Here is a 22029-nt window from a genome sequence, read left to right as displayed (position 1 = left end):
CGCATGATGGGCTCATGCCCGAAGGAGACACCGTCTGGTCGGCCGCGCACCGGCTGCACGCCGCCTTGGCCGGCCATGTCCTGACCGTGTCCGACTTCCGGGTCCCCCGCCTCGCCACGGTGGACCTCACCGGGCGGGAGGTGCTGGACGTCACCCCGCGGGGCAAGCACCTGCTCACCCGCTTCGAGGGCGGTCTGACGCTCCACTCGCACCTGCGGATGGAGGGGTCCTGGCGGGTGTTCCGCGCGGGCGAGCGGTTCCGCGGCGGCCCCGACTTCGAAATCCGCGCCGTCCTCGGCACCGGCGAGCACACCGCCGTCGGCTACCGCCTGCCCGTGCTCGAACTGCTGCGCACCGCCGAGGAGGACCGGGTGGTGGGCCATCTGGGCCCCGACCTGCTCGGACCCGACTGGGACCCCGGGACGGCCGTGACCCGTCTGCTCGCCGACCCGGGCCGGCCGCTCGGCGAGGCGCTGCTCGACCAGCGCAACCTGGCCGGCATCGGCAACGTCTACAAGTGCGAACTGGCCTTCCTGGCACGGGTGTCGCCCTGGCTGCCGGTCGGCGAGCTGCCGCCGGACGTCCCCGCCCGGCTGGTGGCCACCGCGCACCGTCTCCTCGACCTCAACAAGGCGCGCCCGGACCGCACCACGACCACCGGCCGCCGCCCCGGGGAGCGGCTGTACGTCTACGGCCGCCGGGGCAGACCGTGCTTCCGTTGCGGCACGCCGGTCAGCAAGGCGGATCAGGGCGACGGCACATCGGAGCGTGTGACCTACTGGTGCCGCGGCTGCCAGCCCGGGCCGACGCCCTGAGCGCTGGTCTCTCCCCCTGGGCGCCGCCGGGCCCGCGCGCCCGGACCCGCGGGCGATCGTCCCGGTCCGTCCGGCCCCGTACCGCCGGGGCCTCGGGCGTACCGGCGCCGGACGCTCAGCCCTGCGTACCCGTCCCGGATATGCCGTCCCGGCGACCCGCACCCGCACCCGTCCGGCGGGCCCGGGAGGCGGCGACATGCACGGGCAGCAGGCTCAGGCCCCAGCCGCCTGCCGCGACCGCTCCTTCGAGCACTCCGGCGTGCTCCGGCACGAAGGCGAGCCGCAGCACCGCCCACCACCACAGCCCGCCCGCCACGAGCCCGATCAGGATCAGTGACGTGAGGGCCGCCCCGCGTATCGCCATGGCCGCCTCCTCCGGTCCGTGCCGGTCCGGCCGGAAAACCCCGGTGCACCCGCGCCGGCCGCCGCGAAGGCGCACGGGCGGCGGAACCGGCGCGTGTGCGCCGGCGCCCGCCCGTCAACCGCTGCCCGTCGGCGGGGATCCGCGCCACCGGGAGCCGCGGACATCCCTCAGGCCGTCTCGGCCTGGAACATCCAGTGGTGCTTCTCGAGGTCGCCGGTGAGGCCGATCAGGATGTCCTGGCTCACCGGGTCCGGCTTCTCGGTGGCCTCGATGCGCTCGCGCATGCGCGCGATGACCGCGCCGAGCGCGTCCACCAGGCACTGCACCGCCTCGGTGTCCTTGATCCAGCCCTCGGGCACGGAGCCGATGGCGCTCTGCGAGGCGACCGACGCCGCACGGCCGTCCGGGTTCACGCCGATCGCCGAGGCGCGCTCGGCGACGGTGTCGGAGTGCTGGCGCGCGGTGTCCACGACCTCGTCCAGCTGGAGGTGGACGGAACGGAACCGCGGCCCGACCACGTTCCAGTGAACCTGCTTGGCCACCAGGGAGAGATCCACGAGGTCGACGAGCGCGCCGCGCAGCGCGTTCCCGACGGTCTTCAGATCAGCATCGGACAGAGGGCTCTTGACGACAGACATGCGTGTCCTCCACTCGGTTGCACGACTACGCTCCACAATCGCACAACTACTCAAAGGGGTCATTCCGGGAACTGTCGTGCAAAACGAACGAAGGTCCCGACGGTACTCGCGTACTCGTCAGGACCTTCGTTCAAACCCGGTCATGCCGTCCGGTGCAGAAGCCCACGGATCAGGCGGCGACGACGTCGACCGCTTCCGTGGGCGCCTTGATCGTCACACGCTCGGTCGGCACACCTGCCACCGACGTCACGGAGACGGAACCCAGCATCGGGCGTACCGGTGCGGGCACCGGATCGGTGGCCGCCGCCGACGCAGCCAGCTCGGCCAGGGACAGTTCGTCGCTCACCTCACGCATGAGCTCGGACATCCGTACGTCCAGCGCGTCGCAGATCGCGGAGAGCAGCTCGGAGGAAGCCTCCTTCTGCCCCCGCTCCACCTCGGAGAGATAGCCGAGTGAGACTCGGGCGGACGAGGAGACTTCGCGCAGAGTACGGCCCTGGCGCTGGCGCTGCCGACGCAGCACGTCACCCAGCAGGCGACGGAGCAGAATCATCGGTGGCTCCCTCCTCGGACCGCGTAGCCGCATCCTTCACGCCCCACCGTACCGCCTCGCGCCGCGGCCGTGCGGGGAGCGATGTCGTGTTCACTCAGGGCTGCAAACATCAAGTCCCCCCGTTCTGTTCCGTATCCTGTGCCCGCGCATTCCCGTGCAGTTCGCCGGAGAGGAGACCGAGCACTCTCCGTACACTCTCTTTACGAATGTCCTCCCGGCCGCCGTTCAACCTCAATGCGGCTGTTTTCCCGGCGCCCGAAGGTCCCGATACGGCTACGTAGACCGTTCCGACGGGCTGTCCGTCCTGGGCGGCGGGGCCCGCGACCCCCGTCGTCGCGATCCCCCAGGTGGCACCGAGCCGGCGCCGCACACCCGCCGCCATCTGCGCGGCCACCTCGGCGTCCACCGCTCCGCGGGCCTCCAGGAGGGCGGGGTCGACGTCCAGCAGTTCACTCTTCAGGGCGGTCGCGTATGCCGTCACGGACCCGCGGAAGGCACGGGAGGCTCCGGGCACCTCAGTGAGACGGGAGGCGACGAGACCGCCCGTCAGGGACTCCGCGACGGCCAGCGTCTCGCCACGCTCAGCGAGCATCGCCAGGACGCGGGCCGCCGTGCTCACCGCGGCGAGACCCCGTCGGCCGCCGCGACGGCCCGCTCCTTGGCGAGTCCCCTGCGGCGCAGCAGCACCGCCTGGCGCACGTAGTCGAGGCCGGTGGCGACCGTCAGCACCACGGCCACCGCCATCACCCAGAAGCGCAGGGTGGCCAGCGGACCCGTCAGCGCCAGCACATACATCCCGACGGCGGTGCCCTGGGCCAGGGTCTTCATCTTGCCGCCCCGGCTCGCCGGGATGACGCCGTGCCGGATGACCCAGAAGCGCATCAGCGTGATCGCGAGCTCGCGGAAGAGGATCACGGCCGTCACCCACCACGGCAGATCACCGAGCGCGGACAGGCAGACCAGGCCGGCCGCCATGATCGCCTTGTCGGCGATCGGGTCGGCGATCTTCCCGAAGTCCGTGACGAGGTTGTACGTCCGCGCCAGATGACCGTCGAAGATGTCGGTGATCATGGCGACGGCGAACGCGGCCCATGCCCAGGCCCGCCAGGCCGGGTCGTAGCCGCCGTCCTGGAGCAGCAGCACCACGAACGCCGGCACGAGCACGAGCCGGATCATGGTGAGAATGTTGGCGATGTTCCACAGACTGGCCTGGTTGACGGCCGCAGCGCCCAGCTTGCCGCCCGGCGCCGGCCTACCGGTGCCGCCCGCGGCGGATGCCGGCACTCCGGTCATCTGCCCGCCTCCTCGTCAAGACAGTCGGCCACCAGGTCGACCCCCTCGGTGGCGACGACCTTCGCGGTGACCATACGGCCGGGAACGAGACCGTCCGCCGTGGTGAGGAGCGTCTGCCCGTCCGTCTCGGGGGCCTGGTGGGCGGCGCGCCCCAGCGCGCCCTCCTCCTCGTCGACGCTCTCGACCAGCACCTCCAGGGTCTCGCCCAGACGCTCCTCGGCGCGCTGCGAGGTCAGCTCCTCGGCGACCCGGGACAGATGGGCGAGGCGCTCGGCGATGACGTCGGCGTCGAGCTTGTTCTCGTAGCCGACCGCCTCGGTGCCCTCCTCGTCGCTGTAGCCGAAGACGCCGATCGCGTCGAGGCGCGCGGCCCCGAGGAAGCGTTCCAGCTCGGCGAAGTCCGCCTCGCTCTCGCCGGGGAAGCCGACGATGAAGTTGGACCGCACGCCGGCCTGGGGCGCCTTGCCCCGGATGGTCGCCAGCAGGTCGAGGAAGCGCTCGGTGTCGCCGAAGCGGCGCATCGCGCGCAGCACGCCGGGGGCCGAGTGCTGGAAGGAGAGGTCGAAGTACGGCACGACCTTCTCGGTCGACGTCAGGACGTCGATGAGGCCGGGGCGCATCTCCGCGGGCTGCAGGTAGCTGACCCGCACCCGCTCGATGCCGTCGACCGCGGCCAGCTCGGGCAGCAGGGTCTCCAGCAGGCGGATGTCGCCGAGGTCCTTGCCGTAGGAGGTGTTGTTCTCGGAGACGAGCATGACCTCCTTGACGCCCTGCTCGGCCAGCCAGCGGGTCTCGCCGAGCACGTCGCTCGGGCGGCGCGAGATGAAGGAGCCGCGGAAGGAGGGGATGGCGCAGAAGGTGCAGCGGCGGTCGCAGCCGGAGGCGAGCTTCACGGAGGCGACGGGGCTGCTGCCGAGACGGCGGCGCAGCGGTGCGCGGGGCCCGGAGACGGGCGCGACGCCGTCGGGGAGGTCCGCGGGGGCGGTCGCAAGCGCGTCCCCGTGCCCGGGGAGGGCGACCTCGGTGGCCCCCTGGCGCTCGGCGGGGCTCAGGGGCAGCAGCTTGCGCCGGTCGCGCGGGGTGTGGGAGGCGTGGATGCCCCCGCTGAGGATGGTCTGGAGGCGGTCGGAGATGTCGGCGTAGTCGTCGAAGCCGAGCACCCCGTCGGCCTCGGGCAGGGCTTCGGCGAGCTCCTTGCCGTACCGCTCGGCCATGCAGCCGACGGCGACGACGGCCTGGGTGCGGCCGTGATCCTTGAGATCGTTGGCCTCCAGCAGGGCGTCGACGGAGTCCTTCTTGGCGGCTTCGACGAAGCCGCAGGTGTTGACGACGGCGACATCCGCGTCGGAGGCTTCCTCGACGAGCTCCCAGCCGTCCGCCGCCAGGCGGCCTGCGAGCTCCTCCGAGTCCACCTCGTTACGGGCGCAGCCAAGAGTGACAAGGGCGACGGTACGGCGTTCGGGCATGGGCTCAAGACTACTTTGTCCCGGCCCACGCCCCTGCCCCGAGGGTTGCGCAGCCCGTCACCGGGCGCGCCCCGGGCCTCGTCAGCCGGCTTCGGGGTCGCCCTTGGTGTAGGTCAGACGCTCGACGCCGCCCGGTTCGAAGTCGTCCTGGATCTTCTTCCCGTTGACGAAGAGCTCGATCGCACCGGCGTTGCCGAGGATGAGATCGACGCGCTCGTCGTCCTGGAAGGTCTTGGAGTCGCCCTTCTGGAGGGTGCCGTCGAAGAGCAGCTTGCCGTTGTGCGACTTGGCCTGGATCCAGCTCTTGTCGTCGACCACCGACAGCCGGACCGTCACCTTGTCCTTCGGCACGGCGGCGATGGCGCTGTCGGAGGGGACCGGCTTGGGGTCGGCGGGCTTGACCGGGGTCGGGGTCGGGCTGGGCTTGCCCTCCGGGGCGGTGCCCTCGGCGACCTGGGTCTCCTTGCCGTCCCCGTCGCCGCTGACCAGCGTGAAGCCGGCGAAGCCGACCACGGCGACGATGGCGGCGACCATGGCGGCCGTCCAGTTGGGCCTGCCGCGCTCGGGACGGATCCGCTCGGCCTCGAACAGCGGCGCGGCGGGCGTCGGCGAGGGCCGTCCGCCGTGCTCCGCGTCGAACTGCGCGATGAGCGGTTCGGGGTCGAGGCCGACGGCCCGCGCGAAGGTGCGGATGTGGCCGCGGGCGTAGACGTCCCCGCCGCAGCGGGAGAAGTCGTCGTCCTCGATGCCGTGGACGATGGGGATGCGCACCCGGGTGGCGGCACTGACCTCTTCGACGGTCAGACCCGCGCCGATGCGCGCCTGCTGGAGGGCGTGGCCGATCGACGGCCGCACGTCCTCGTCGGAAGGGCGGTTGTCTTCGGGGGAGTTGCCGATGGACACGGGGGCGCCTTTCGAGCGTGTAGCCACCTGCTGGAAGTTCAGTCTAGGGGTGGTACGAAAGAGTGGGGCAACCGGGAGGCGAAACTTTGTACGCCATCGGAATGGCCTGCTCCGCGTGAGGGCGGACCACCTTCTCGTCCCTCCCTCCAACTTGACGTACGACCAAGGGAAACGGTTGCCCGGAATCCCTTACGAGTGAGTGTCTCCCCGGATCACGGCGAGCACTCCATCCAATTCATCCGGTTTCACGAGAACGTCACGTGCTTTCGACCCTTCGCTCGGGCCGACGATGTTGCGCGACTCCATCAGGTCCATCAGCCGGCCTGCCTTCGCGAACCCGACGCGCAGCTTGCGCTGGAGCATCGAGGTGGACCCGAACTGGGTGGAGACGACCAGCTCGGCCGCCTGGCACAGCAGGTCGAGGTCGTCGCCGATGTCCTCGTCGATCTCCTTCTTCTGCTTGGTGCCGACCACGACGTCCTCGCGGAAGACCGGGGCCATCTGGTCCTTGCAGTGCTGGACGACCGACTGCACCTCGGCCTCGGTGACGAAGGCGCCCTGCATCCGGGTGGGCTTGTTCGCGCCCATCGGCAGGAACAGCCCGTCGCCCTTGCCGATCAGCTTCTCCGCGCCCGGCTGGTCCAGGATGACCCGGCTGTCGGCGAGCGAGGAGGTGGCGAACGCCAGCCGGGAGGGCACGTTCGCCTTGATCAGGCCGGTGACGACGTCGACCGAAGGCCGCTGGGTCGCCAGTACCAGATGGATGCCCGCCGCGCGCGCCAGCTGGGTGATGCGGACGATGGCGTCCTCGACGTCCCGCGGGGCGACCATCATCAGGTCGGCGAGCTCGTCGACGATCACCAGCAGGTACGGGTACGGCTGGAGCTCGCGCTCGCTGCCCTCCAGCGGCTTGACCTTGCCGCTGCGCACGGCCGCGTTGAAGTCGTCGATGTGGCGGTACCCGAAGGCGGCCAGGTCGTCGTAGCGCAGGTCCATCTCGCGCACCACCCACTGGAGGGCCTCGGCCGCCCGCTTCGGGTTGGTGATGATCGGGGTGATCAGGTGCGGGATGCCCTCGTACGCGGTGAGCTCGACCCGCTTGGGGTCGACCAGCACCATACGGACGTCCTCCGGGGTCGCCCTTATCATCACCGAGGTGATCAGGCAGTTGATGCACGACGACTTGCCGGATCCGGTGGCGCCGGCGACCAGGATGTGGGGCATCTTGGCGAGGTTGGCCATCACGTAGCCGCCCTCGACGTCCTTGCCGAGCGCGACAAGCATCGGGTGGTCGTCCTCGGCGGCGTCCGCGAGGCGCAGCACGTCCCCGAGGTTGACCATCTCGCGGTCGGTGTTGGGGATCTCGATGCCGACCGCCGACTTGCCGGGGATCGGGGAGATGATCCGCACGTCCGGGCTGGCGACGGCGTACGCGATGTTCTTGGTGAGTGCGGTGATGCGCTCGACCTTGACGGCCGGGCCCAGCTCGACCTCGTAGCGGGTGACCGTCGGACCGCGGGTGAAGCCGGTGACGGCGGCGTCGACCTTGAACTCGGTGAAGACGTTGGTCAGCGAGGCGACGATCGCGTCGTTCGCCGCGCTGCGGGTCTTGCCCGGACCGCCGCGCTCCAGCAGGTCGAGCGAGGGCAGCGAGTAGGTGATGTCCCCGGAGAGCTGGAGCTGCTCCGCGCGCGGGGGCAGCGGCTGCGACTCCTCGGGAGCCGGCTTGGTCAGGTCCGGAACCGAGGACCGGGAGCCGGTCCCGGGCCCCTCCGGCTCGCGGGCCGTGGGCACGGGCGAGGCGGCGCGCTGCCGCTCGGCGGTCACGTCCCGGGTGAGGTCGGCGACCACCGGCGAGGGCGGCATTCCGCCCAGCACCGCGCCGTCGAGCGCGGCGGCCGCCGCGGCGGCCACGTCGACCGCGTCCATGCCGCGGCCCGTGGCGGAGCGGCCGGTGCGCCGGCGCCGGTCGAGTGCGTCCCCCTCCGCCTGTTCGGCGTCGAAGACGTCCGGGGTGCCGGAGCGGCGCCCGCCGGGGCGCTTCGGGCCTGCGGGCAGGGATTCGCGCCACTGCTCGTCGTACCGCTCGTCGTCCTCCCCGGACTCGCCCTCCCGGTCCGGCTCGTACGCCGGTTCGACCAGGCCGAGCTTGGATCCGAGCAGGCGCAGCCGCTGCGGGATGGCGTTCACCGGAGTCGCCGTGACCACCAGCAGCCCGAACACCGTGAGCAGCACCAGCAGCGGTACCGCGAGCACCTCGCCCATCATGAAGATCAGGGGCTGGGAGACTGCCCAGCCGACCAGGCCGCCCGCGTCCTGCATGGCGTCCGTGCCCTCGCCGCGGCCGGGTGCGCCGCACGCGATGTGGACCTGGCCGAGCACGCCGACGACGAGCGCCGACAGACCGATCACGATCCGGCCGTTGGCCTCGGGCCGCTCCGGATAGAGGATGAGACGGACGGCGACCGCACCCAGCAGTATCGGGGCCAGCAGGTCGAGGCGCCCGAAGGCTCCGGTGACGAGCATCTCCACCAGGTCGCCGACCGGGCCCCGGAGGTTCGACCAGGTGCCGGCGGCCACGATGAGGGCGATGCCGAGGAGCAGCAGCGCCAGGCCGTCCTTGCGGTGGGCGGGATCGAGCCCCTTCGCGCCCCGCCCTATGCCGCGGAGCATCGCACCGATGGTGTGGGCGACGCCCAGCCAGACCGCGCGGACGAGCCGGTAGACGCCCCCGGTGGGGGACGGCGCCGGCTTCGGCGGGGCGGCCTTCCTGGCAGGCGCTTTCCTGGGGGGCGCCTTCTTCGCCGGAGCGGTCTTCTTCGCCGGGCTCTTCCTGGCGGGGACCGCCTTCTTCGCCGGGGCCGCCTTCCCGACCGCGCCGGTGGTACGGCCGGCGCGCGGCTTCGCGGTGCCCGCCGCACCCTGGGAACCCTTGCCGGACGTACGTGAGGCCATGGTGGTAGAGGTTACCGGTGTTGACGGCAGGGGACACGCGTGACCACCGCTTCACCCGATCGTGTCGCGCGTGCGGCGACGGTGAACTGACGTCCCGTCACGGACAAGTCGGCCCGCGGGGCGGGGCGGTGGGGCTCAGGTCTGCGAGGGAAGCGTCGGCGCGCCTCCGCCCGTGCCCGGCTCCAGTGCGTCCAGCGCGCGGCGCAGCCCGGTCAGCTTGCGTTCGAGATGCGCGGCCGTGGCGACGGCGGCCGCGTCCGCGGAGTCGTCGTCGAGCTGCTTGGAGAGCGCTTCCGCCTGCTCCTCGACCGCGGCGAGGCGGGCGGAGAGTTCGGCGAGCAGGCCCGCGGACTCGCGGCCGGGGGTGCCGTCCTGCCGGCCGCTGCCCTCCAACTGGAGCCGGAGCAGCGCGGCCTGCTCGCGCAGCTGGCAGTTCTTCATGTAGAGCTCGACGAAGACGGAGACCTTGGCGCGCAGCACCCACGGGTCGAACGGCTTCGAGATGTAGTCGACCGCCCCCGCCGCGTACCCGCGGAAGGTGTGGTGGGGGCCGTGGTTGATCGCGGTCAGGAAGATGATCGGGATGTCACGCGTCCGCTCGCGCCGCTTGATGTGCGCGGCCGTCTCGAACCCGTCCATTCCCGGCATCTGGACATCCAGCAGAATGACCGCGAAATCGTCCGTCAGCAGCGCCTTGAGCGCTTCCTCCCCTGACGATGCCCGCACCAGTGTCTGATCGAGCGCGGAGAGGATGGCCTCCAGCGCGAGCAGATTCTCCGGCCGGTCATCGACCAGGAGGATCTTGGCCTTCTGCACCATGCCCCGTCCTCCTCGTCCCGGCATGGGGTCTCTCCGGCTCCGGGAGCCGGAGGACGCACCGGGCGCCGCCCCAGGGGACGACTCTGTTGCGTCGCCCGTTCTTGTGCCGGTCATGGTAGCCGCACCCCGCCCGTCGCCACACCCTGTCACCACGATGTCACTGTGCACGTACCGAAAACGTGGGGGGAGACCGGATCGTTCCCCGGAAAACGGTCTCCCACACACGTACGGACAGAGTCGATCAGCTTCGCGCGGCAAACCCGCCGCATGTGGTCACTTTGCGTGCATCCACTGCTCCATCACCGACAGCAGATGATCAGGATCAACAGGCTTCGTCACATAATCGGACGCACCCGACTCGATGGCCTTCTCCCGGTCGCCCTTCATCGCCTTCGCGGTCAGCGCGATGATCGGCAGGCCGGCGAACTGCGGCATCCGCCGGATCGCCGTCGTCGTCGCGTACCCGTCCATCTCCGGCATCATGATGTCCATCAGAACGACCGTCACATCGTCGTGCTGCTCCAGGACTTCGATGCCCTCGCGGCCGTTCTCCGCGTACAGCACCGACAGGCCGTGCTGCTCCAGCACCGACGTCAGCGCGAAGACGTTGCGGATGTCGTCGTCGACGATCAGCACCTTCTCGCCGTCGAAGGCGAACACCCGCCGCTCGTCCACGGCCTCCTCGACGGCCTGCTCCCCCGGCGACCGGCCCTCGGCCTCCCCGGCCGCCAGCGCCTTGCGCCGCCGCCGGAACAGCGCCGCCGGTCCCGCCTGCGGCGCGGGCTGCCGCGGCGGCGCCTGCACCACGTGCCCGGCACCGCCCGACTGCGGCTCCTGCGCGTCCGGCTCCGGCGGGAGCTGCGCATAGGACGGCGACGACGGCTCCGCCACGTGCAGCGGCAGGTACAGGGTGAAGGTCGAGCCCCGGCCCGGCTCGCTCGCCGCGTGGATCTCGCCGCCGAGCAGCCGTGCGATCTCCCGGCTGATCGACAGGCCCAGGCCCGTCCCGCCGTACTTGCGGCTGGTCGTCCCGTCGGCCTGCTTGAACGCCTCGAAGATCACCCGCATCTTCCCCGCGGCGATCCCGATCCCGGTGTCCGTCACCGAGAACGCGATCAGGTCCGCGTCCGCGTCCCGCAGCGTGCCCGCCTCCAGCAGCTGCTCCCGGATCGACTGCGGCACATCGGCGCCCGCCGGTCGGATCACCAGCTCCACGGCACCGCTGTCGGTGAACTTCACCGCGTTCGACAGCAGGTTGCGCAGCACCTGGAGCAGCCGCTGCTCGTCGGTGTGCAGCGTGGCCGGCAGCTCCGGCGAGACCCGGACCGAGAAGTCGAGCCCCTTCTCCGCGGTCAGCGGCCGGAAGGTCGCCTCCACGTAGTCCACCAGCTGCACCAGCGCGATACGGGTCGGGCTGACGTCCATCTTGCCCGCCTCGACCTTCGACAGGTCGAGGATGTCGTTGATCAGCTGGAGCAGGTCGCTGCCCGCCCCGTGGATCGTCTCGGCGAACTCCACCTGCTTCGGCGACAGGTTGGCGTCCGCGTTGTCCGCGAGCAACTTGGCCAGAATCAGCAGGGAGTTGAGCGGCGTCCGCAACTCGTGCGACATGTTCGCCAGGAACTCCGACTTGTAGCGCATGGAGACCGCGAGCTGCTCCGCCCGCTCCTCCAGCACCTGGCGGGCCTCCTCGATCTCGGTGTTCTTCACCTCGATGTCGCGGTTCTGCTGCGCCAGCAGCTCGGCCTTGTCCTCCAGCTCCGCGTTGGACGACTGGAGCGCCTTCTGCCGGTTCTCCAGCTCGGCCGACCGCTCCCGCAGCTGCTCGGTCAGCTCCTGCGACTGCTTCAGCAGGACCTCGGTCTTGGTGTTGACGCTGATCGTGTTGACGCTGGTGGCGATCATCTCCGCGATCTGGTTCAGGAAGTCCCGCTGGATCTGGGTGAACGGCTGGAACGACGCCAGCTCGATCACACCGAGCACCTTCCCCTCGAACAGCACCGGCAGCACGATCACATACGCCGGGGACGCCTCCCCCAGACCCGAGGAGATCTTCAGGTACCCCGGCGGCACGTTGACCTGGATCGTGCGCTTCTCCTCCGCCGCCGTGCCGATCAAGGTCTCCCCCGGCCGGAACGACGTCGGCATCAGCCCGGCCGAGTAGCCGTAACTGCCGCGCATCACCAGCTCGTACGTCTCCCCGCCCGAGGACACGTCCGAGCTGCTGCCCGTCGCCATCGCCAGGAAGAACGCGCCGTGCTGCGCGGAGACGACCGGCGTGAGCTCGCTCATGATCAGCGAGGCCACGTCGTCCAGGTCCCGGCGGCCCTGCATCAGACCCGAGATACGGGCCAGGTTGCCCTTGAGCCAGTCCTGCTCCTCGTTGGCGAGGGTGGTGTCGCGCAGGTTGGCGATCATGGTGTTGATGTTGTCCTGGAGGACCTGGATCTCACCCGCCGCGTCGACGTCGATCTTCAGGTTCAGATCGCCCCGGGTCACCGCGGTGGCCACGGCGGCGATCGCGCGCACCTGCCGGGTCAGGTTCCCGGCCATCTCGTTCACCGACTCGGTCAGGTCGCGCCAGGTGCCGTCGACGTCGCGCACCCGCGCCTGACCGCCCAGCTGCCCGTCGGTGCCCACCTCGCGGGCCACCCGGGTGACCTCCTCGGCGAACGACGACAGCTGGTCGACCATCGTGTTGATGGTCGTCTTCAGCTCCAGGATCTCGCCGCGCGCGTCGATGTCGATCTTGCGGGTCAGATCACCCTTCGCGATGGCCGTCGTGACCGTCGCGATCTGCCGCACCTGACCGGTGAGGTTCGAGGCCATCGAGTTCACCGACTCGGTCAGGTCCTTCCACGTACCCGACACCCCCGGCACGTGGGCCTGGCCGCCGAGACGCCCGTCGGTGCCCACCTCGCGGGCCACCCGGGTCACCTCGTCGGCGAACGACGACAGTGTGCGCACCATCGTGTTCACCGTGTCGGCGAGCTCGGCGACCTCGCCCCGCGCCTCGACGGTCACGTTCTTCGTCAGGTCGCCGTTGGCCACCGCCGACGAGACGCGCGCGATGTTGCGCACCTGGTTGGTCAGGTTGTTGGCCATCAGGTTGACGTTGTCGCTGAGGTCCTTCCAGATGCCGGTGACACCGCGCACCCGCGCCTGGCCGCCCAGCACGCCCTCGGTGCCCACCTCACGGGCCACCCGGGTCACCTCGTCGGCGAAGTCGGAGAGCTGGTCGACCATCGTGTTGACGGTCGTCACCAGTTCGAGGATCTCGCCCTTGGCGTCGACGGTGATCTTCTTCGACAGATCGCCCTTGGCGACCGCCGTCGTCACCTCCGCGATGTTGCGGACCTGACTCGTCAGGTTGTTCGCCATGAAGTTCACCGACTGGGTCAGGTCCTTCCAGGTGCCGGAGACACCCTGGACCTCCGCCTGGCCGCCGAGGATTCCCTCGGTGCCCACCTCCCGCGCGACCCGGGTCACCTGCTCGGCGAAGTTCGAGAGCTGGTCGACCATCGTGTTGAGCGTGTTCTTGAGTTCCAGGATCTCGCCGCGCGCGTCCACGTCGATCTTCTGCGACAGGTCGCCGCGGGCCACCGCGGTGGCCACCTGGGCGATGTTGCGGACCTGCCCGGTGAGGTTCTCGGCCATGCCGTTCACCGAGTCCGTCAGGTCGCGCCAGACGCCGGCCACGCCGGGCACCTGCGCCTGGCCGCCGAGACGCCCGTCGGTGCCCACCTCGCGCGCCACCCGGGTCACCTGCTCGGCGAACGCGGAGAGCTGGTCGACCATCGTGTTGATGGTGTTCTTGAGTTCCAGGATCTCGCCGCGCGCGTCCACGTCGATCTTCTGCGACAGGTCGCCGCGGGCCACCGCCGTCGTCACCTGGGCGATCTGCCGCACCTGGGACGTCAGGTTGCCGGCCATGAAGTTGACGGAGTCCGTCAGCTCCTTCCAGGTGCCGCTGACGCCGTCGACCCGGGCCTGACCGCCGAGACGGCCCTCGGTGCCCACGTCCCGCGCCATCCGCGTGACCTGGTCGGCGAACGAGGACAGCTGGGCCACCATGGTGTTGACGGTGTTCTTCAGCTCCAGCATCTCGCCCGCGACGTCCACGGTGACCTTCTGCGACAGGTCACCGTTGGCGACCGCCGTCGTCACCTGCGCGATGTCCCGCACCTGACCGGTGAGGTTGCGGAAGGCCGTGTTCACCGAATCGGTGAGGTCCTTCCACGTACCCGCCGCACCCGGCACCTCGGCCTGACCGCCGAGGCGGCCCTCGACGCCGACCTCGCGGGCCACCCGCGTCACCTCGGAACCGAAGGACTGGAGCTGGGCCACCATGGTGTTGACAGTGTTCTTCAGCTCCAGCATCTCGCCCGCGACGTCCACGGTGACCTTCTGCGACAGGTCGCCGCTGGCGACCGCCGTCGTCACCTGCGCGATGTCCCGCACCTGACCGGTGAGGTTGCGGAAGGCGGTGTTCACCGAATCGGTGAGGTCCTTCCACGTACCCGCGGCACCCGGCACCTGCGCCTGACCGCCGAGCAGGCCCTCGGCGCCGACCTCGCTCGCGACCCGGGTGACCTCGTCCGCGAACGACGACAGCTGGTCGACCATCGTGTTGATGGTCGTCTTCAGCTCCAGGATCTCGCCGCGCGCGTCGATGTCGATCTTGCGGGTCAGATCACCCTTCGCGATGGCCGTCGTGACCGTCGCGATCTGCCGCACCTGACCGGTGAGGTTCGAGGCCATCGAGTTCACCGACTCGGTCAGGTCCTTCCACGTACCCGACACCCCCGGCACGTGGGCCTGGCCGCCGAGACGCCCGTCGGTGCCCACCTCGCGGGCCACCCGGGTCACCTCGTCGGCGAACGACGACAGTGTGCGCACCATCGTGTTCACCGTGTCGGCGAGCTCGGCGACCTCGCCCCGCGCCTCGACGGTCACGTTCTTCGTCAGGTCGCCGTTGGCCACCGCCGACGAGACGCGCGCGATGTTGCGCACCTGGTTGGTCAGGTTGTTGGCCATCAGGTTGACGTTGTCGCTGAGGTCCTTCCAGATGCCGGTGACACCGCGCACCCGCGCCTGGCCGCCCAGCACGCCCTCGGTGCCCACCTCACGGGCCACCCGGGTCACCTCGTCGGCGAAGTCGGAGAGCTGGTCGACCATCGTGTTGACGGTCGTCACCAGTTCGAGGATCTCGCCCTTGGCGTCGACGGTGATCTTCTTCGACAGATCGCCCTTGGCGACCGCCGTCGTCACCTCCGCGATGTTGCGGACCTGACTCGTCAGGTTGTTCGCCATGAAGTTCACCGACTGGGTCAGGTCCTTCCAGGTGCCGGAGACACCCTGGACCTCCGCCTGGCCGCCGAGGATTCCCTCGGTGCCCACCTCCCGCGCGACCCGGGTCACCTGCTCGGCGAAGTTCGAGAGCTGGTCGACCATCGTGTTGAGCGTGTTCTTGAGTTCCAGGATCTCGCCGCGCGCGTCCACGTCGATCTTCTGCGACAGGTCGCCGCGGGCCACCGCGGTGGCCACCTGGGCGATGTTGCGGACCTGCCCGGTGAGGTTCTCGGCCATGCCGTTCACCGAGTCCGTCAGGTCGCGCCAGACGCCGGCCACGCCGGGCACCTGCGCCTGGCCGCCGAGACGCCCGTCGGTGCCCACCTCGCGCGCCACCCGGGTCACCTGCTCGGCGAACGCGGAGAGCTGGTCGACCATCGTGTTGATGGTGTTCTTGAGTTCCAGGATCTCGCCGCGCGCGTCCACGTCGATCTTCTGCGACAGGTCGCCGCGGGCCACCGCCGTCGTCACCTGGGCGATCTGCCGCACCTGGGACGTCAGGTTGCCGGCCATGAAGTTGACGGAGTCCGTCAGCTCCTTCCAGGTGCCGCTGACGCCGTCGACCCGGGCCTGACCGCCGAGACGGCCCTCGGTGCCCACGTCCCGCGCCATCCGCGTGACCTGGTCGGCGAACGAGGACAGCTGGGCCACCATGGTGTTGACGGTGTTCTTCAGCTCCAGCATCTCGCCCGCGACGTCCACGGTGACCTTCTGCGACAGGTCACCGTTGGCGACCGCCGTCGTCACCTGCGCGATGTCCCGCACCTGACCGGTGAGGTTGCGGAAGGCCGTGTTCACCGAATCGGTGAGGTCCTTCCACGTACCCGCCGCACCCGGCACCTCGGCCTGACCGCCGAGGCGGCCCTCGACGCCGACCTCGCGGGCCACCCGCGTCACCTCGGAACCGAAGGACTGGAGCTGGGCCACCATGGTGTTGACAGTGTTCTTCAGCTCCAGCATCTCGCCCGCGACGTCCACGGTGACCTTCTGCGACAGGTCGCCGCTGGCGACCGCCGTCGTCACCTGCGCGATGTCCCGCACCTGACCGGTGAGGTTGCGGAAGGCGGTGTTCACCGAATCGGTGAGGTCCTTCCACGTACCCGCGGCACCCGGCACCTGCGCCTGACCGCCGAGCAGGCCCTCGGCGCCGACCTCGCTCGCGACCCGGGTGACCTCGTCCGCGAACGTGCGCAGCGTCTCGGTCATCTGGTTGATCGTCTCGGCGAGCTGGGCGACCTCGCCGCGCGCGCTGACCGTGACCTTCTGCGACAGGTCGCCGTTGGCGACCGCGGTCGTGACCTCGGCGATGCCCCGCACCTGCGAGGTCAGGTTGCCGGCCATGGTGTTGACCGAGTCGGTGAGGTCCTTCCACACGCCGGCCACGCCGGGCACGGTCGCCTGACCGCCCAGCTCGCCCTCGGTGCCCACTTCCCGGGCGACGCGGGTCACCTCGGAGGAGAAGGACTGCAGCTGGTCCACCATCGTGTTGACGGTGTTCTTCAGCTCCAGCATCTCGCCCGCCACGTGGACGGTGACCTTCTGCGACAGGTCGCCCTTGGCGACCGCCGTCGTCACCAGGGCGATGTCCCGCACCTGGGCGGTCAGCCGGTACGCCATGGTGTTGACCGAGTCCGTGAGGTCCTTCCACGAACCGGACATGCCGCGGACCTGGGCCTGGCCGCCGAGCTTGCCCTCGGTGCCGACCTCCAGCGCCACCCTGGTCACCTCGTCGGTGAACGCGGACAGCTGGTCGACCAGGCTGTTGACCGTGCGGGCCACCTTCAGGAACTCGCCGCGCAGCGGCCGCACCGTCCCGTCCTGCGGATCGGTGGAGTGCGAGCGCAGCTCCATCCGCTGGTCCAGGTCGCCCTCGGCGACCGCCGACAGCACGCGGCCGACCTCGGAGACCGGCCGCGCGAGATCGTCGACCAGTTCGTTCGCCGCGTCGATCGCGACGGCCCAGGAGCCCTCGGAGGCACCCGTCTCCAGCCGCTCGGTCAGCTTGCCCTCGCGGCCGACCATTCTGCGGACCCGGGTCAACTCGCCGGTGAGATGAAGATTACGATCCGCGACCTCGTTGAACACGGCCGCGATCTCGGACATGACGCCGTCGCCGGACACCGTGAGACGGCGGCGGAAGTTCCCGTCCCGCATCGTCACCAAGGCCGCCAGCAGCCTGTTCAGCGCCGCCGTGTCGACCTCGGTGGTCCCATTGCTCCGGGACCGTCCGCCTTTCGCACGCGCGTCCTTGGCCCGCGCCGTCGCGCCAGACTCCACCGTGTCCCTCCCGCAGGGGTTGACCGTACTGCCTGGGCTCTCTCAGCCAGCCTGCCCAGTGTTTCACCATGCCGGAACCAGGCCATAACAGTTCGGCAGCTTCGCATAGGGTCCCCGCCCCCGGAGGGCGGAAACAGCCGCAACCGGCATCCGCTCGGACAGCGAAGGTAAGTAACCTGGCATGCGGCTGTCCAACCGCCCCGGTCCGCCCGGCAGGGGTGGTGCGAAGCGGGTACGTCACCGGGCACGGGGAGGAACGGGCCGATCATGGCAGAGCCGGGCGTCGAGGCGCGTACGAGGAGTTCCGTGGTCACCGCTCGGGCGGCCGCCACCTTCGAACCGGTGGGGCGGTCCGTCGCGGCCGCCCGCGCCTTCGTCCGCGACACCCTCCAGGGCTGGGGCCACGCCGACGTCGTCGACGACGCCGTGGTCCTCACCAGTGAACTCGTCACCAACGCCGTCATCCACGCCGGCACCGCCGCCGACGTCCTGTGCCTGCGCAGCGAGGACGGCGTCCGGGTCGAGGTCGGCGACCGGTATCCGGAGCGCGAGGTGCCGATGCAGGGCGCCGGGCAGGGCTTCGCAAGCCTCGACCGCGAGAACGGCAGGGGCCTGCTGCTCTGCGCGGCCCTCGCCTCCCGCTGGGGCGTGGAGTACACCCCGACCCGCAAGCACGTCTGGTTCCGCCTCGATCTTCCCCAGCGCCCGGTGGGCGCCCGCTCCGCCGGGCCCGCGCTGCCCGTCTCGATGCTGCCGGTCGCCGAGGAGCGCGTACGGGTGGCCGTCGCCCAGATCGGCGGCGGCGGCACCGTCAACGCGTGGAACGAGGACGCCGAGCACCTGTTCGGCTACACGGCCGACCAGGTCGTCGGCAAACCTCTGACCGACCTCGCGGCCTGGCCGCACACCCCGGGCACCGGCACCGGCATCGCCGAGGCCCTCCAGCTCTCGCGCTGGGAGGGCAGCTACGGCATCCGCGGCGTGGACGGCCGCGTGATCCCGGTCTACGCCTCCCACCTGCGCGTACGGGACACCCACGGCGAACCGTCGACGGTCTGTCTGCTGGTCCGCGACGAGGAGCGGGCCGTCCTGCAGACGCCGCACCGCGCCCCGGCCTCCGACCGCGGGGCGGACAGCCGCTCCGCCGATCCCTTCGAGGTGTTCATCGGGTCCCCGGCACCCGACGACCTCGACGGGCTGCTCCAGCGGACGGTCGAGCGCGCCAGGGACATGCTCGACGGCGATTCCGCCTTCCTGTTGCTGGCCACCGACGACGAGACCGAGCTGGAGGTCCGCGCGACGACCGGCCTGCCCTCCGCCCGGCAGCGCTTCGCCCGGGTCCCGGTCGAGGCGGGCACCGGCCGCTACGGTTCGGCCCGCATGCCGGCCGTCCACGAGGACCTCAGCAGCGTCCCGGGCGCCGTGCCGCTGCTGAACTCGACCGGAATGCGGTCGGTCGTCACCGTGCCCCTCAAGGTGGAGGGCAGACTCACCGGCTCGCTCGGCGTCGCCGCCGAGTCGGCGGGACGCTACTCCAACGAGGAGGCTCTGCGCCTGCAGTTCGCCGCCGACCGGATCGCGCTGGCCGTCGAGTCGGCCCGGCTCGGAGAACTGGAACGGCTGCGGCGCGGCTCCCTCTCCTTCCTCGTCGAGGCCTCCGACCTCCTCGCGGGCACCCTCGACCGCGACCAGACGCTGGCGCTGATGGCCCAGATGACCGTCCCCACGCTCGCCACCTGGTGCGCCGTCTACACGATCGCGGACCAGTCGTCCGAGCCGTACCTCTCCTACGTCCTCCACGAGGACGAGGAGCGCATCGACGACCTCAAGGCCCTGCTGTCGCGGATCGATCCCCCGGACCCGGTGCCCACGCCCGGGGCACGGGTGTGGACGGCTCCCGCCGAGGCGGCCCAGCGCGCGGCCCTGCTCGTGTCCAAGCGCGAGCTCGGCCTCGGTGCGCTTCCGCCCGTCTCCTCCGGCATCGGCGGGACGATGGCGACGGCCGCGGTCGTCGGCGGCGAGACGGTCGTGCTGCCGCTGGTCGCCCGCAACCGGGTCATCGGCATGATCGTGCTCGGCAAGCCGTCCGACGACCACTTCCGCCAGGAGATCCTGGAACTGGCCGAGGACCTCTCCCGCCGTGCGGCGCTGGCACTCGACAACTCCCGGCTGTACTCGGAGCGCGTGGCGATCAGCCAGTCCCTCCAGCGCAGCCTGCTGCCTCCGGAGCTCCCGCAGATCCCGGGCGTCGAGGTGGAGGTGATCTACCGTGCCGCGGGTGAGGGCAACGAGGTCGGCGGCGACTTCTACGATCTGTTCCCCATCAAGGACGGCGCGTACGGCTTCGCCATCGGAGACGTCTGCGGGACGGGCCCGGAGGCCGCCGCGGTCACCGGCCTGGCCCGCCACGCGCTGCGTCTGCTGGCCCGGGAGGGATTCGGCGGACCCGCCGTCCTCGAACGCCTCAACGCGGCCATCCTCGACGAGGGCGCACGCAGCCGTTTCCTCACGCTGCTCTACGGCGAGCTGTGGCCGCAGGAGGACGGCAGTGCCGTGCTCAAGTTCGTCTGCGCCGGCCATCCGCTGCCGCTGCGTCTGCGCCCGGACGGGACGGTGGAGCCGGCGGCCGAACCGCAGCCGCTGCTCGGTGTGATGGACGACCTCGAACTGTACGAGCAGGTCGTCACGCTCGATCCGGGCGATGTGCTGCTGTGCGTCACCGACGGGGTCACCGAACGCCGTGAGGGCACGCGCATGCTGGGCGACGACGGCCTGAGCGATGTGCTGACGACCTGCACGGGTCTGACCGCCGGAGCGGTGGCCGCCCGGGTGCTGCGGGCGGTCGAACGGTTCGCGGCGGAGCCGGCGTCGGACGACATGGCGATCCTGGCCATGCGGGTCCACGAGCCCCACAAGGACTGACCTCCCCGGTCGGGGCGTTCCCGGCCGCAACGGGGCCGGTACCCGGACATGAAGAAGGCCCCCCGCCGTGAGGCGGGGGGCCTTTTCTCGTTGAGCCCCCAAACGGAATCGAACCGTTGACCTTCTCCTTACCATGGAGACGCTCTACCGACTGAGCTATAGGGGCCTGTTGTTCCGGGGCTTTCCCCGTGGCAACGAGATGAAGCATAGCCCATCCCCACGGGCGATTCCAAATGCCTGACCTGCACTTCTCCACGGCTCCAACCAGGCCGGCGGACTGGCCGGTTGGGGCCGGACACCCGGTTCGTCCGCGTACGTCCCGCAGGCGGGCGGCGGACGATTCGGCGGTGAACGCAGAAAAGCCCCGGAACAAGGTTCCGGGGCTTCCCCACAATGATTGTTCGGCGGCGTCCTACTCTCCCACAGGGTCCCCCCTGCAGTACCATCGGCGCTGAAAGGCTTAGCTTCCGGGTTCGGAATGTAACCGGGCGTTTCCCTAACGCTATGACCACCGAAACACTATGAAGATGTCGAACTACCAGCCGGCAAAGGCGAGTTCGTTACTTCAGAACTAACACAGTGGACGCGAGCAACTGAGGACAAGCCCTCGGCCTATTAGTACCGGTCAACTCCACCAGTTACCTGGCTTCCATATCCGGCCTATCAACCCAGTCGTCTACTGGGAGCCTTACCCTCTCAAGGAGGTGGGAGTCCTCATCTCGAAGCAGGCTTCCCGCTTAGATGCTTTCAGCGGTTATCCTTTCCGAACGTAGCCAACCAGCCATGCCCTTGGCAGGACAACTGGCACACCAGAGGTTCGTCCGTCCCGGTCCTCTCGTACTAGGGACAGCCCTTCTCAAGACTCCTACGCGCACAGCGGATAGGGACCGAACTGTCTCACGACGTTCTAAACCCAGCTCGCGTACCGCTTTAATGGGCGAACAGCCCAACCCTTGGGACCGACTCCAGCCCCAGGATGCGACGAGCCGACATCGAGGTGCCAAACCATCCCGTCGATATGGACTCTTGGGGAAGATCAGCCTGTTATCCCCGGGGTACCTTTTATCCGTTGAGCGACGGCGCTTCCACAAGCCACCGCCGGATCACTAGTCCCGACTTTCGTCCCTGCTCGACCCGTCGGTCTCACAGTCAAGCTCCCTTGTGCACTTACACTCAACACCTGATTGCCAACCAGGCTGAGGGAACCTTTGGGCGCCTCCGTTACCCTTTGGGAGGCAACCGCCCCAGTTAAACTACCCATCAGACACTGTCCCTGATCCGGATCACGGACCCAGGTTAGACATCCAGCACGACCAGAGTGGTATTTCAACGACGACTCCACAACCACTGGCGTGGCCGCTTCAAAGTCTCCCACCTATCCTACACAAGCCGAACCGAACACCAATATCAAACTGTAGTAAAGGTCCCGGGGTCTTTCCGTCCTGCTGCGCGAAACGAGCATCTTTACTCGTAGTGCAATTTCACCGGGCCTATGGTTGAGACAGTCGAGAAGTCGTTACGCCATTCGTGCAGGTCGGAACTTACCCGACAAGGAATTTCGCTACCTTAGGATGGTTATAGTTACCACCGCCGTTTACTGGCGCTTAAGTTCTCAGCTTCGCCCGGACGAATCCAAGCTAACCGGTCCCCTTAACGTTCCAGCACCGGGCAG

General features: G+C 69.8%; 11 protein-coding genes, 1 tRNA gene, 2 rRNA genes and 2 pseudogenes (1 of these 16 running past the window's edge). 2 read left to right on the top strand and 14 right to left on the bottom strand.

The annotated features are described in order from the left end of the window. Nucleotides 1–14 precede the first annotated feature (14 nt). The gene (locus IAG43_RS23760) at nt 15–815 is read left to right on the top strand and encodes an Fpg/Nei family DNA glycosylase (RefSeq protein WP_187742716.1); all 801 of its coding nucleotides are present in this window, start codon (nt 15–17) and stop codon (nt 813–815) included. 115 nt (nt 816–930) lie between these two features. Here IAG43_RS23760 and IAG43_RS23755 read toward each other — a convergent pair whose 3' ends face one another. The 11 genes and pseudogenes from IAG43_RS23755 to IAG43_RS35225 form a co-directional block, all read right to left on the bottom strand. Further along, nucleotides 931–1179, bottom strand: coding sequence for a hypothetical protein (locus IAG43_RS23755; RefSeq protein WP_187742715.1), 249 nt, complete (start codon nt 1177–1179; stop codon nt 931–933). 167 nt (nt 1180–1346) lie between these two features. Then, nucleotides 1347–1817 (bottom strand): Dps family protein, encoded by a 471-nt coding sequence (locus tag IAG43_RS23750; protein ID WP_187742714.1) that lies wholly within the window; start codon nt 1815–1817, stop codon nt 1347–1349. Nucleotides 1818–1986: 169 nt separating this feature from the next. Then, nucleotides 1987–2370, bottom strand: a complete 384-nt coding sequence (locus IAG43_RS23745; RefSeq protein ID WP_187742713.1) for a helix-turn-helix domain-containing protein — start codon at nt 2368–2370, stop codon at nt 1987–1989. 109 nt (nt 2371–2479) lie between these two features. Beyond that, nucleotides 2480–2989, bottom strand: a complete 510-nt coding sequence (locus tag IAG43_RS23740; RefSeq protein ID WP_187742712.1) for a CinA family protein — start codon at nt 2987–2989, stop codon at nt 2480–2482. Further along, nucleotides 2986–3663, bottom strand: a complete 678-nt coding sequence (gene pgsA, locus IAG43_RS23735) for a CDP-diacylglycerol--glycerol-3-phosphate 3-phosphatidyltransferase (RefSeq protein WP_187742711.1) — start codon at nt 3661–3663, stop codon at nt 2986–2988. Before pgsA ends, IAG43_RS23740 begins: the two co-directional genes overlap by 4 nt. After that, nucleotides 3660–5129 (bottom strand): 30S ribosomal protein S12 methylthiotransferase RimO, encoded by a 1470-nt coding sequence (gene rimO, locus IAG43_RS23730; protein WP_187742710.1) that lies wholly within the window; start codon nt 5127–5129, stop codon nt 3660–3662. The genes pgsA and rimO overlap by 4 nt, the downstream gene beginning before the upstream one ends. Before the next feature lie 81 nt (nt 5130–5210). Then, nucleotides 5211–6032 carry a helix-turn-helix domain-containing protein gene (locus IAG43_RS23725; protein ID WP_187742709.1) on the bottom strand — a complete coding sequence of 274 codons (822 nt, stop codon included), beginning with the start codon at nt 6030–6032 and terminating at the stop codon, nt 5211–5213. Nucleotides 6033–6221: 189 nt separating this feature from the next. After that, nucleotides 6222–9024, bottom strand: a pseudogene (locus IAG43_RS23720) (DNA translocase FtsK). A gap of 98 nt (nt 9025–9122) precedes the next feature. Then, a complete protein-coding gene (locus IAG43_RS23715; protein WP_187742707.1) occupies nt 9123–9806 on the bottom strand; it encodes a response regulator in 684 nt (227 codons plus the stop codon). A gap of 273 nt (nt 9807–10079) precedes the next feature. Next, on the bottom strand, nt 10080–15119 hold the full coding sequence (locus tag IAG43_RS23710) for a HAMP domain-containing protein (protein ID WP_425508654.1): 5040 nt from the start codon (nt 15117–15119) through the stop codon (nt 10080–10082). A 183-nt stretch (nt 15120–15302) separates the two neighbouring features. After that, nucleotides 15303–16775 (bottom strand): annotated as a pseudogene (locus IAG43_RS35225) (HAMP domain-containing protein); the annotation flags it as partial. Nucleotides 16776–17702: 927 nt separating this feature from the next. On the opposite strand from IAG43_RS35225, the gene IAG43_RS23705 reads away from it, so the two are divergent. After that, nucleotides 17703–20357: a SpoIIE family protein phosphatase gene (locus IAG43_RS23705; RefSeq protein WP_187742705.1), complete on the top strand. Its 2655-nt coding sequence runs from the start codon at nt 17703–17705 to the stop codon at nt 20355–20357. 93 nt (nt 20358–20450) lie between these two features. Here the strand turns inward: IAG43_RS23705 and IAG43_RS23700 are convergent. The 3 genes from IAG43_RS23700 to IAG43_RS23690 all read right to left on the bottom strand — a co-directional run. Next, a tRNA-Thr gene (locus IAG43_RS23700) sits at nt 20451–20523 on the bottom strand. A gap of 233 nt (nt 20524–20756) precedes the next feature. Further along, nucleotides 20757–20873: ribosomal RNA gene (gene rrf / locus IAG43_RS23695) — 5S ribosomal RNA — on the bottom strand. 79 nt (nt 20874–20952) lie between these two features. Next, nucleotides 20953–22029 (bottom strand): 23S ribosomal RNA (locus IAG43_RS23690) (it continues 2049 nt past the right edge of the window).

Origin of the sequence: Streptomyces genisteinicus, assembly GCF_014489615.1 — a bacterium.
Classification (GTDB): domain Bacteria; phylum Actinomycetota; class Actinomycetes; order Streptomycetales; family Streptomycetaceae; genus Streptomyces; species Streptomyces genisteinicus.
This window is presented reverse-complemented; position numbering and strand designations above follow the sequence as displayed.

Excerpts from the sequence above, each read along its gene's own strand:
- IAG43_RS23760 (WP_187742716.1), top strand. The coding sequence starts at position 15 with ATGCCCGAAGGAGACACCGTCTGGTCGGCCGCGCACCGGCTGCACGCC.
- IAG43_RS23755 (WP_187742715.1), bottom strand. The coding sequence starts at position 1,179 with ATGGCGATACGCGGGGCGGCCCTCACGTCACTGATCCTGATCGGGCTC.
- IAG43_RS23750 (WP_187742714.1), bottom strand. The coding sequence starts at position 1,817 with ATGTCTGTCGTCAAGAGCCCTCTGTCCGATGCTGATCTGAAGACCGTC.
- IAG43_RS23745 (WP_187742713.1), bottom strand. The coding sequence starts at position 2,370 with ATGATTCTGCTCCGTCGCCTGCTGGGTGACGTGCTGCGTCGGCAGCGC.
- pgsA (WP_187742711.1), bottom strand. The coding sequence starts at position 3,663 with ATGACCGGAGTGCCGGCATCCGCCGCGGGCGGCACCGGTAGGCCGGCG.
- rimO (WP_187742710.1), bottom strand. The coding sequence starts at position 5,129 with ATGCCCGAACGCCGTACCGTCGCCCTTGTCACTCTTGGCTGCGCCCGT.
- IAG43_RS23715 (WP_187742707.1), bottom strand. The coding sequence starts at position 9,806 with ATGGTGCAGAAGGCCAAGATCCTCCTGGTCGATGACCGGCCGGAGAAT.
- IAG43_RS23710 (WP_425508654.1), bottom strand. The coding sequence starts at position 15,119 with ATGGCGAACAACCTGACGAGTCAGGTCCGCAACATCGCGGAGGTGACG.
- IAG43_RS23705 (WP_187742705.1), top strand. The coding sequence starts at position 17,703 with ATGGCAGAGCCGGGCGTCGAGGCGCGTACGAGGAGTTCCGTGGTCACC.